This window comes from Pedobacter sp. AK017 (assembly GCF_014200825.1).
GTDB classification, from domain to species: Bacteria; Bacteroidota; Bacteroidia; order Sphingobacteriales; family Sphingobacteriaceae; genus Pedobacter; species Pedobacter heparinus.
This window is the reverse complement of the sequence record NZ_JACHCW010000008.1, coordinates 45,129-56,230: the sequence shown is the minus strand read 5'-3', so window position 1 is coordinate 56,230 and position 11,102 is coordinate 45,129. Positions and strand designations below refer to the sequence as shown.

Genomic DNA, 11,102 nt, shown 5'->3' with positions numbered 1-11,102 from the left:
ATTTATTCTACTATAATTTTATTTTTTTGAGTGGTTAATTTTAAACCGGAATAAGACAGCATCTTAATCAGCTCGTCTGAATTTATATTTCTGGAAATTACTCCATCAAAATGCTTGCTGGTCAGTTTTCCACGGTATTCGATATTCACGTTGTACCATCTGGAGAATTCCTGTAATACCTGATCTACCGGTGTGTTGTTAAAATGAAAGAATCCGTTTTTCCAGGCCAGGATCTGATTTTCATCAAATTTTTTCAGGACCTGAGCGGGTGAATGCGTAGAATCGGCATAAATTTCCTCTCCTGGTTGTAATAAATAAGTGCGTTCTTTGTGCCTAAAGGTAATCTTTCCTTCCATTAGGCTGGTCTTACTGATTTCATGGGGATAAGCTTTGATGTTGAAATGTGTTCCTAAAACTTCGACGGTATTTCCATCTGGTAACTGAACGAGGAATGGCTGATGTGGTTTCTTTTTTACTTCAAAATAAGCTTCACCGCTGAGCGTGACTGTCCTGTTATTTTTATCAAACTGCACCGGGAATTTTATGGAGGAGGATGCATTTAGCCATACTTTTGTACCATCTGCCATCGTCAATTTATACTGGCCACCTCGTGGCGTGTAAAGTGTATTTATTTGATTCGAAGCAAGACCTGCGGCAACAGGTAAATAGTTCAGGCTACTGTCATTTTTTATTACATTACTGTTGCCTAATGTATTTGTGCCGTTTTGAATCGAATCTAAAAACATGGTGCGTCCATCTCCGAGTATTAGCATAGCTTTGTTTTTCCCCGGGGTATAACTAATCAGCTGTTTTGCGGATGCTCCTGATCTTTGACTGGTAGGGGCCAGGTTTTGATTCCGGTAATTAATGGAAAACCATGCTACAGTGATGAACAGTATAACTGATGCAGCAATTTTTGCGGGCAAATACCATTGTTTTGATGCATTCAGTTTACGTTCATTCCTTTCGATAAGCAGGTGGATTTTGTTCAGCAAATCCTGATCTGAGGGTAACAATGTTTCGTCAGAAGTGTGTTGCTTCATCAGGTTTTCCAGATGATATTGATAAAACCTGATTTCCTGTTCGGATGCTTCCCCTTTAACTATTTTATCTGCAATTTCTTTAATGTCCATCGAATTTATTTAGCCGCTTTATGACTCAGTCGATTTGCTGATGGCCAGCCCCCAAAGGGTTTGGAAATTTAATTCGATTTAGAAAAACGGAAATAGTGTATTCAACCTGTCAAGCGATAAACGAAGCTTTTTAAGGGCGATAGATATTTGATTTTCAACCGTTTTCTCTGAAACCTGTAGTTTTTCGGCAATTGCCTTATTGGGCAATCCCTCAAACCTGCTGAGCTTGAATATCATTTGACAGCGTTCGGGTAGGTTGGAAGTGAAATCTGAAATGATGGCCTGTAAATTCCTCAATTCAATTTCAAGCACTGGATCGGGGGATTGATCCTGTTCGGGAAGTTGTTGAAGATATTTAGAAACCACTTTGACCTTACGGAAGATTGAAGCTATTTTAAATTTTAATATCGCATTTAAGTAAGCTGATAAATTTTCGATTTGATGCTTTTCCCTCTTCAGCCAAAGATAAGCGAAGATATCCTGGATCAGATCTTCACAAACTTCCTGTTCGCTAAGCAGGTAATAGGCTTTTCTGTATAGTAATTTCCAGTATCTATGGTAAATTTCATCAAAAGCATACCCCTCGCCTTGCTTTAGCAATTTTGCCAATTGTGAATCAGAAAGATTATGGTAAGCAACATTTGGCATTAAAGATTCGCTTTAAATCAATGATATACATGAAACTAACAGTAATATTAAGAAATCTTTAATTAAAAAAGAAAATTTGGGTAGTGACGCCATACGATCGGCTGAGCGTATATCACAAAAAACCCGGAATTGTTGCTGCAACTATTCCGGGTATCGTTAAACTAATATATAGGTAGAAATGGGGGGCAATTTTAATTTGATGAAACAGTTCCATCCGGATTTAAAGATTTGTTTTGTTTTACAGAGCCGTTAGCAACATGGAATATAAAATCCTTAGGATCCTGTTTGCCTAATATTTTACGTAAATTGACCTCAATAGAGAGCGGGGTGTCAGGGGCGCAGTTTCCGGCGTTGTCGTTATTCAATACCAATTTTATCTGACCTGGATAAGATAATAAAATAACCCCATCCCATATAACCTGAAAGTCTTCTTCGGTGCATCCTCCTTTTACATTCAGGGTTAGAATATCGCCGTTTCGATGGATGTTCTCTATAGTAAATTTGCCTTCGCCATCAGTTCTTTGTTCAACTAAAGCGGCATACTTTTCAGCACTTTTCAGCAGGTTTTTATCGAGCGTCATTTCAGCATCTTCTGATGATTTTTTACATGAAAAACATGTTATTGCAATTGCAGCGATCAGGATAATGTAGCGTAAATTAATTTTCATTGGTTTAGGTTTAAAGGTGAATTATTTGTTTTTGCATAAAACGAGGATTACCTTCCAAACGCTACACCTTTATTAACGGTTAACGCATTATTAATAAAAAGATCAAAATAGGATAGTAAATCTATCTATATCGGGTAGTAATACGGCAGCATTCCAACCTATTATTGTATAATGTTATAAATTGAATGCACTAATTTACCTCTTATGAAGTATAGCAGATCTTCCTTTTTTGCAGTAATAACTCGAAAACAATGAATAAGATAAAATTTAAACGTAAAAAACAAAATAGGATATATATTTAACTAAATAGGTTAAAATACATGGTAGCAAATGAGAATATATTTGCTTTAGTATTGCATAACGACAAGAAAAAATACAGATTTAACTTAAACACTTTTTAATTATGATTGTAGATATTCACACCCATGTTTTTGATCCAAAGAAAGATTTAGGTCCGAGACTGCTTGCTGACATGAAGAACGTTGGTGTAGATCCGGCTCCTTGGGGGGGGGATATTAAACAAGCGCATTTGGAATCAACCCTTGTCGCTGACGTGGCTGTAGTATTTGGGTTGAAGGCTAGGGCAACAGGATGGAATATTCCAAATGAAGATGTTGCAGCACATGTCGCCAAAGCAAAAAATCGTTTACTTTTTTTCGCTTCAATCGATCCCTCAGAATCCGACTATATGGAGGAATTGGAAAAATGTCATCAGGATTTGGGTGCTGTGGGAATAAAAATGGGACCGCTATATCAAAATGTTCCTGCTGGAGACCCCAGATGTTATAACATATATAAGTATTGCGTAAAACATGGCTTACCAATTCTTTTCCATACAGGGACAACTTATGCAAGCGGTGTTCCTTTAGAGTATTCAAGACCCGTTCATTTTGATGCGGTCGCCCATGATTTTCCCGATTTAAAGATGATTCTTGCTCACTTAGGTCATCCATGGGAGGGTGAAGCCATTTCAGTTATCAGACGTAATCCCAACGTATATGCGGATTTATCAGCTTTATATTACCGCCCATGGCAATTTTATAATTCTATGCGCCTGCTGGTGGAATACCGTGCAGAACATAAACTTCTTTTTGGTTCCGATTTCCCGGCTACTACTACTCAGGGATCGTTGGATGGAATCAGGAACGTAAATGCCGTAATTGGCGAAAGTGGATTGCCATCAATTCCAAAGGAGGTTATAGAAAACATCATTAACCGTAATTCATTAGAATTGTTGGGACTGCCCAATCCAAAATTTCTTTAAGTGATACCAAAATTTTGGGGCCTTATTAATCACAAATAATAAAAAAATACACACTTTAATTTTTAACATATGAATATAATATGTATTGCTGCGCATCCAGATGATACGGAGCTTCAATGTGCCGGTACGCTGGCGCGTTATGCCAAAGAAGGGCACAATGTTACGATTGCCGTTTTTACAGACGGAAGTATGGGGGATCTGGTAATTAAGCCTGCTGAACTTACTGCTATGCGAAAGCAGGAGGCCAAAAATGCCGCGGATGTTATTGGTGCTCATTTTATTTGGGGAGGCATCGTTGATGAGCATGTATTTACCGATTTGGAATCCAGGCGCAGAATGATTGACATTCTCAGAGAAGCTGACCCTGATGTTATCTTCACACATGCCCCTAATGATTATCATCCGGACCACAAATATGTAAGCCAATTGGTATTCGATTCTTACTTCCAGAAAGGATTGCCATCTATGCCTAATCAAAATCTTCCCGCTTGTCGTTTCGGGCAATCGCAACTTTATTACATGGATAATCTCTGTGGAATAGGATTTAATCCTACGGAATATGTTGACATAACCGAAACATTTGAAACGAAAAAAGAAATGTTAGCTTGCCATATAAGTCAGGCTGCTGCATTCGAGGATATGGCGAATACGGATATGATGGCAATGATAGAAATTCAGTCCAGGTTTCGCGGATTGGCTGCCGGATGTAAATATGCTGAAGGATTTACTCGCGTAGATGCTTATCAGAGAGGACTAACCCGAAGAATATTACCCTAACTCAAAACCTCAATTTTAATATTATCGTTTATGGATAATTTTCATTTATCAGCACTTGATGTGACTATCATAATAATAATGACATTATTTGTTGTGGTAATTGGCTTAATCGCAGCTGTAAATACCAATAAGACATCGAGCGGCTATTTTTTAGCAACGGGAAAGATGCCCTGGTACCTTATTGGGGCTGCCTTTGTGGCCACGAGTGCAGGAAGTGAGGCCCTGGTTGGATCGATTGGTGCTACTTATAAACATGGTTTAGGGATCGTTAATTGGGAATGGTGGGCTTTGCCCACTTATTCACTGCTAATTATATTCTTTGTTCCAATGTATTTACGCAATAGAATTTCTACCGTTCCTGAGTTTTTGAAGAACAGGTATGGTCCGGTTTGCGCCAATATATATAGTGTGGTGATCTTGTTTGGTTATATTTTTGTATTCCTTCCTCCTGTTATCTGGGGAGGCAGTATCACTTTTAGTGACCTTACCGGATGGGATATAAATTATGTTATGGCTGGTATCGTGCTGCTCACTGCAAGTTATACCTTACTCGGGGGGTTGACTTCAGTGATGTGGACGGATGCCATTCAACTTCTTTTTCTTATCGGAGGTGGAATAGTATTCTATTTCGTTGCACTTAATCATATTCCAGGAGGTTGGAGTGCAATGGTTACCGCAACTCCGGAACGATTTCATTTGGTCCATCCTCCTTCAGATCCTAATTCACCCTTATTGGGACTTGCTGTAGCATCTTTTGGGGTATTCTTGTTTTATCAATCTTCTAACCAGGTAATGATACAGCGTATCCTCTCAGCCAGATCTGTATGGGATGGCATGATGGGTGTTATATTTGCGGGTTTTGTTAATTTGATCCGCCCCACAATAACTTGCTTACTTGGTCTGGTTGTGTATCATTGGTTGGTTGTAATGCGTCAAGGACCACCTTTGACTAATCCGGATGACGCTTTTGCAGTAGCCTTAAAAGCCTTTGCACCCTCTGGACTTAAAGGTATCGTTCTGGGAGGTTTTCTCGCTGCAATTATGGCTTCCATTAGTTCACTGGTAAATTCCATTTCTACCATATTTTCATTAGATGTATATAAAGGATATATATCGAAAAATGCAGAAGACAAAACTTTGGTTAAAGCTGGCCGGATATCGGGAGCAGCCGCGCTGTTAGTTGGAACTTTGATATCACCGCTGGCCGGAACAGTAGGTCTTTTCACCTATTTCCAAATGGGCGTAACCTATATCGCCACACCATTCATTTCGGTAATGTTATTGGGGATATTCTGGAAAAGAACCAGTTATAAGGCCGCAATTTATGGACTTATTGGCGGTGTAATCATTCAAATCATTATTGTATTGGTTTTTTATTTCCTGGACATTGAGCTTCATTGGTTATACATTGGCGCTATTGCAGAAGTCCTGACAATTGTCCTCATTATCCTTGTATCACTGCGTTCAGAATCACCACCTGTTGTACAAACAAAACCATACACATGGAACTTGTCCTGGCTTAAAGTTCTCGATGACGGGGCTGAAAGACCATGGTACCAACATGTTAAGTGGTGGTTTCTTTTATATGCCATAACATGGGGCATTGTCTACTGGTCCTTCAGATAAGTTCATAAACGTTAAATCTATAAAATTGGTAATATGGTAAAATATTTTAAAAAAGGGGTGAAGACGCCTGAAAAAATTAACTCAAATCAGCAGGTTAAAAAAACGGTTGAAGAAATTCTTAGTCAAATAGAAAAAGGAGGTGATCATGCATTGAGAACAATTTCAAGATCCTTGGACAGCTGGTCTCCTGATAATTTTCGGCTTTCTGATCTTCAGATAGCAGAGATTATTGAAGAAGTGCCTATCGGCACAAGAAAGGATATTCTATTTGCTCAAGAACAAGTCAGAAATTTTGCCATAAAGCAAAGGTCTACTATTTTAGATTTGGAAGTAGAGACACTACCTGGTGTTTTTCTCGGCCATAAAAATATTCCTGTGGAAGATGTTGGATGCTATATTCCTGGGGGTAGACATCCTATGGTTGCTTCTTCACACATGAGCATAGTAACTGCAAAGGTGGCCGGGGTAAAAAGAGTAATTGCTTTTACACCACCCATCAATGGTGCTATTCCCAAGGCAACAGTATGTGCCATGCATTTTGCAGGTGCAGATGAAATATACATTGCTGGTGGAGTGCAGGCATTAGCTGCTATGGCTTTTGGTACAGAGTCCATAAAGGCTGTAGATATGATTGCCGGCCCCGGGAATGCTTACGTAGCTGAAGCTAAAAGGCAACTTTTTGGAATAGTAGGAATTGATTTGTTCGCAGGACCAACGGAAATTTTAGTTATAGCTGATGATACTGCCGATGCTGAAATGGTGGCCTGCGACCTGCTTAGTCAAGCTGAACATGGACCTACTTCAGCAGCAGTATTAATAACTACCTCTGAAAAACTTGCACAAGAAACTGTATCTGAAATTGAGAGACAATTAAAGCTCCTTTCTACTGCTGAGGTCGCTAAAATTGCCTGGAAAGATAATGGCCAGATTATAATTGTTAATAGCGATCAGGAAGCAGTAATTGAGGCTAACAGTTTGGCTTATGAACATGTGCAGATATTAACTAAAGACCCACATTTCTATTTAGATAATTTAACAAACTATGGAGCGCTTTTCCTAGGGCCGGAGACCAATGTTACATTTGGGGATAAGGTGATTGGAACGAATCATATTTTGCCGACAATGAAAGCGGCTAGATACACAGGGGGACTCTGGGTAGGGAAATTTCTTAAAAATTGTACATTTCAAAGATGTGTTCCGGCAGCTAGTGCAATGATAGGGGAATATGCAGTTCGTTTGTGTGAACTGGAAGGATTTGCGGCTCATGAAGCTCAGGCGGCTTTAAGGGTTAAACGATATGGGCATCTATTATAAGAATTGTTTGATTTATATTAACTACATACTATTTACTTTAATTCTTTTTTATGAGCAAAATTAAAATTAACCATCCAGACAGGGCTGATTTTATAACAGGGGCATTTTCTGATGGTGTCGTAATTGATGGCTTTTTATTTGTAAGCGGGCAGGCTTCTGTTGATTTTAAAACTTCAAGATTTGTATTGGGAACAATAGAGGAAGAAACCCATTTAACCCTGCAAAACATAAAAGCTGTTGTTGAGGCTGCTGGTGCCACAATGGATGATGTAGTGAAATGCACATCACATTTAAGTGATATCAATGATTTTGACCGTTATAATGAGGTGTATGCTCAATATTTTACTGGTGTACGGCCTGCTAGAACTACGGTTCAATCTGTAATGGGTAAGGGCATTAAGGTTGAAATTGACTGTATTGTTAAATTGCCGGGGTAAAGCATTTAATTTAACGCCTTAAGGTGGTTAATGCGGTATTGCTTGGGTTGGCAGTTCTTGAATTTCTTGAACTGCCGGTAAAAAAAAGGAATACTTTCAAAGCCTGAATCATAGCAAATCTCACCTATTTGCTTGTCTGTGTCAATAAGTAATTTGCAGGCTTTGCTGATTTTGTATTCATTAAGAAATTCAAAGAAGGATTTCTTCATTACCTTACTAAAAAATCTTGAAAAATATTCGGGGCTCATGTAAACCTGTGCAGCCACATCGCTTAATGATATCTTTTCCTGATAGTGCGCATCAATATATTTATAAACGGTATTGATGCGCTCGTTGTGGAAATTATTCAGTTCACAGGAAAAGCCTTGTTCACATAACAAACTATACTCGGTAGCTTGACTCAGTTCTTGCAGGACCTCGATCAACAAGATCAATTTTTGCAGCGGAGGCAGCTTAGTTAGTTTAAGGCATTTATCTTTCAATTGGTTGGCAACTGATGGACTAAATTTGATTCCTTTGCCTGACAATTCCAGCAGGTTACGTATGGTAGTAAATTCATAACTTTGCATCCAGGTTTTATCACAAAATTCTTCTTTTAAATAAATGACTATGGCATTAGGTGTACTTTTTTCCTGATTCGTTTCATCAATCCAGCAATGTGGTAGATTTGGACCTACCAATACCAGGTCGTCATTAAAATAGTTTTCTATACTATTTCCCACATATCGTAGACCCTGTCCGGCGGGAATATAAATCAGTTCGTATTCCTTGTGGTAATGCCAGGGATAGTCAAATTCTTTCTTATTCTCTTGAGAAACGACATTAAATAAGTTCGATTCAACAAAAGGAATGGGTTTATAGTTCGGTTTCATAACTTAAAAATACAATTTTTTAGTTTGTGATGATTGTTGCTTGCTGGAAAAAGACAAAATAGGGTAATGATTTGGCTATATCGGTTAAAATACTGGAAAACGGATCAGGTATAATTGTATTATATTTATGTATTTGTAGAACCGTATTTTTTTCGCTGCCGGGCCTACCAGATCCAAAATTATTTAAAAAATGAATTTACCAATAACAATGAAGGCATTACAATTGCAGGGTATCAACCAATTGGTACCTGTAACATTACCGGTACCGATTCCTAAGGCAGATGAGGTATTGATACGTACCATGGCCACAACAATATGTACTTCCGATCTGCATGATATTAAAAGCAACCCATTCGGCATTAAACTGCCGGGTGTGTTGGGGCATGAAGGTGCGGGTATAGTGGTCCGGTGCGGGGCAGCTGTAAAGCAGTTTTCTGAAGGCATGCATGTGGCGGTGCACCCTGTAGTCCCCTGTGGCTACTGTGTGGAATGTCAGCGTGGCTTCGGGCATCTTTGTTTGAATATGGGACATCTCGGAATAGACAGGGGCGGAACTTTTGCAGAATATTTCGTTCAGCGTTCAGATCGGGTAAAAGCACTTCCTGATCATATCTCTTTTCCGTTAGGTGCCTTGCTGGAACCGGTTGCAAATTGTTTGCAAGCCATATCACGTGCAGGTGACATTAAAGGAAAGGTTGTTTTTGTGGTAGGGGATGGGCCGTTCGGCAACATCATCGCCCGTTTGGCCTTAAGGGCCGGAGCAGCCCGTGTAATGGTTGCAGGAAAAGAGCCGTTCAGGCTTGGTATGATACCAGGCGCAGAGGTTGTGGATAGTAATCCTGTAGCATCAGTTGATGTAGCCATACTGGCCGTAAGTGCTGCAGATGCTTTTTATTCTTGTATGGCCGCTTTGCGTAAAAGGGGCAGGCTGGTTGTGTTCAGTTTATTGAAAGACGCCGTTCCTGTAGACCTGTTTGATCTGCACATTTCCGAATTGGAAATAGTTGGCTGTTGTAACGATGAGGATAAAATAGAGGAATCGCTTGCGTGTTTGCAAGACCCTGTTCTAAACCTTTCAGAACTCATAACACATCGTGTCCCTTTTGAAAATTGGGAAGAAGCCTTTTATCTGGCAAGGGACAGACACGACAAAGCATTGAAAGTCGCTATCACATTTAACTGAAATAGATTTTAAACTTATTAAATATGAAGATTACTAATATAGAGGCATTTATTCTTGAATCTCCTTATGAAAACCATGCGCCGGAAGGTAGTGAAGAAGCAAGGGGTGTAAAGCACTGTTTTTTATTGAAGGTAAGTACAGACGAAGGAATTACCGGCTGGTCTGATATAGAAACCTCCTCACATGTTGGCGCGGCTGTAGTAGATGCCCCAGATAGCGGATCCGGTGCTTTTGAAGGACTGAAGGTACTGGCAATCGGTGAAGATCCTTTTGACGTGGAGCGGTTATGGGACAAAATATACAGAGGCTCTATTTACTACGGTAGACGAGGTGTGGCCATGCAGATGCTATCCGGATTTGACATTGCCTGTCATGACATCATCGGAAAGTCGATCGGGAAACCCATTCATAAAATACTTGGAGGTGGCAGACGTGAGCAGGTGAGGGCTTATGCTTCTACGCTTTTCAGACCCACACCACAGGCAATGAAAGAGGCTTGCGCCTTTTATATGGAACGTGGTTTTACCGCAGTTAAATTCGGCTGGGGTGTTTTTGGCCGGGATCCTAAACAGGACATCAAACTGGTGGCCGCAGCCAGGGAGGCACTGGGGCCGGATATAGAACTGATGGTAGATCCAGGATGGATGGTTAACCGCAGTGCTTATGATGCTGTGCAGCTTTGCCGTAACCTGGAACCCTACAACATTTACTGGCTCGAAGATTTTCTGCATCCCGAAAATTATGAAGGTTATGGGAAGGTTAAAGCTGCCGGTGTGAAGACCCGGCTGGCTGCCGGTGAACAGGAGGCAACGGGCTGGGGTTTCCGCGAGCTGATACAAAGGGGTGGGATAGATGTGGTACAACCAGATCTTACCCGTTGTGGTGGATTCACCCAGGCGCGAAAGATCATGTGGGAAGCGGAACATGCCGGCGTAGATGTATGTCCGCATGCCTGGCTTACCGATTTGAATACTGCTGCCAGCTTACACATCAATGCAGTGCTGCCCAGGTCGCTATTTTTAGAATATAATGTAAGCGACAGTCCGATGTTGCGCGAGGTGATCCAAGATCCTGTTCAAATGGACAATTCGGGCTATATCCCCGTTCCCCAGGGCCCAGGATTGGGTATAGAGATCAATGAAGCGGCAGTGCGGAAATTTTCGGTAAACCTATAGATCGC

11 protein-coding genes are annotated in these 11,102 nt (G+C 40.3%); 7 read left to right on the top strand and 4 right to left on the bottom strand.

Annotated features, from left to right (window positions below):
* Nucleotides 1-2: 2 nt before the first annotated feature.
* From HDC92_RS12755 to HDC92_RS12745, 3 genes are all read right to left on the bottom strand, one after another.
* On the bottom strand, nt 3-1,133 hold the full coding sequence (locus HDC92_RS12755; RefSeq protein ID WP_183875001.1) for a FecR family protein: 1,131 nt from the start codon (nt 1,131-1,133) through the stop codon (nt 3-5).
* A 78-nt stretch (nt 1,134-1,211) separates the two neighbouring features.
* Nucleotides 1,212-1,781, bottom strand: a complete 570-nt coding sequence (locus HDC92_RS12750) for an RNA polymerase sigma-70 factor (protein WP_183874998.1) — start codon at nt 1,779-1,781, stop codon at nt 1,212-1,214.
* A gap of 191 nt (nt 1,782-1,972) precedes the next feature.
* Entirely contained in the window at nt 1,973-2,449 is a 477-nt protein-coding gene (locus tag HDC92_RS12745; protein WP_183874996.1) for a hypothetical protein, read from the bottom strand.
* Nucleotides 2,450-2,852: 403 nt separating this feature from the next.
* Here HDC92_RS12745 and HDC92_RS12740 point away from each other — a divergent pair, with 403 nt between their 5' ends.
* The 5 genes from HDC92_RS12740 to HDC92_RS12720 all read left to right on the top strand — a co-directional run bounded on the left by HDC92_RS12740 (nt 2,853) and on the right by HDC92_RS12720 (nt 7,867).
* Nucleotides 2,853-3,713 carry an amidohydrolase family protein gene (locus HDC92_RS12740; RefSeq protein WP_183874994.1) on the top strand — a complete coding sequence of 287 codons (861 nt, stop codon included), beginning with the start codon at nt 2,853-2,855 and terminating at the stop codon, nt 3,711-3,713.
* Between the two features lie 69 nt (nt 3,714-3,782).
* Entirely contained in the window at nt 3,783-4,490 is a 708-nt protein-coding gene (locus HDC92_RS12735) for a PIG-L deacetylase family protein (RefSeq protein WP_183874992.1), read from the top strand.
* 78 nt (nt 4,491-4,568) lie between these two features.
* Entirely contained in the window at nt 4,569-6,116 is a 1,548-nt protein-coding gene (locus tag HDC92_RS12730) for an SLC5 family protein (RefSeq protein ID WP_183874990.1), read from the top strand.
* A gap of 33 nt (nt 6,117-6,149) precedes the next feature.
* Nucleotides 6,150-7,430 (top strand): histidinol dehydrogenase, encoded by a 1,281-nt coding sequence (gene hisD, locus HDC92_RS12725; protein ID WP_183874988.1) that lies wholly within the window; start codon nt 6,150-6,152, stop codon nt 7,428-7,430.
* A 50-nt stretch (nt 7,431-7,480) separates the two neighbouring features.
* On the top strand, nt 7,481-7,867 hold the full coding sequence (locus tag HDC92_RS12720; protein WP_183874986.1) for a RidA family protein: 387 nt from the start codon (nt 7,481-7,483) through the stop codon (nt 7,865-7,867).
* A gap of 5 nt (nt 7,868-7,872) precedes the next feature.
* Here the strand turns inward: HDC92_RS12720 and HDC92_RS12715 are convergent, their stop codons facing one another.
* Complete coding sequence (locus HDC92_RS12715; RefSeq protein ID WP_183874984.1) at nt 7,873-8,739, bottom strand: AraC family transcriptional regulator; 867 nt, start codon at nt 8,737-8,739, stop codon at nt 7,873-7,875.
* A gap of 190 nt (nt 8,740-8,929) precedes the next feature.
* On the opposite strand from HDC92_RS12715, the gene HDC92_RS12710 reads away from it, so the two are divergent.
* Together HDC92_RS12710 and HDC92_RS12705 are read left to right on the top strand one after the other, a co-directional pair.
* On the top strand, nt 8,930-9,922 hold the full coding sequence (locus HDC92_RS12710; RefSeq protein ID WP_183874982.1) for a zinc-dependent alcohol dehydrogenase: 993 nt from the start codon (nt 8,930-8,932) through the stop codon (nt 9,920-9,922).
* Between the two features lie 23 nt (nt 9,923-9,945).
* Nucleotides 9,946-11,097 (top strand): mandelate racemase/muconate lactonizing enzyme family protein, encoded by a 1,152-nt coding sequence (locus tag HDC92_RS12705; protein WP_183874980.1) that lies wholly within the window; start codon nt 9,946-9,948, stop codon nt 11,095-11,097.
* Nucleotides 11,098-11,102: the final 5 nt, after the last annotated feature.